Annotated in this window: 1 protein-coding gene; it reads left to right on the top strand. The window is 36.0% G+C overall.

Annotated elements, in window-relative coordinates:
* Positions 1 to 214 (top strand): hypothetical protein (locus L977_RS23460; RefSeq protein WP_197061789.1); only part of this gene is annotated, 214 nt, incomplete at both ends.

The following is a 214-nucleotide window of genomic DNA, read 5'->3' as shown; positions in this document are numbered from 1 at the left end:
ACCAACTACAACCATTCAACACGCTCCATCTGAAACAGACCCTAGAAACTTGTTATTCATTAACTTTGCTTCAAGAAACTGGAATAGAAAAAGAATCACGACAAGGGTAGATATTAAGCAAAGTGTGACAATGGACACGGAAACAATAGTAGAACGTTCAGCTTATAATTTTGCTGTTGTGTTCGTTAAAAATAAAGCAACAGATGACTACACA

The sequence above is a fragment of the Enterobacter sp. ZOR0014 genome, assembly GCF_000798855.1.
Lineage (GTDB): Bacteria > Pseudomonadota > Gammaproteobacteria > Enterobacterales > Enterobacteriaceae > Enterobacter > Enterobacter kobei.
Note: the sequence above shows the minus strand (reverse complement) of the source record. Positions and strands in the feature narration are given on the sequence as shown.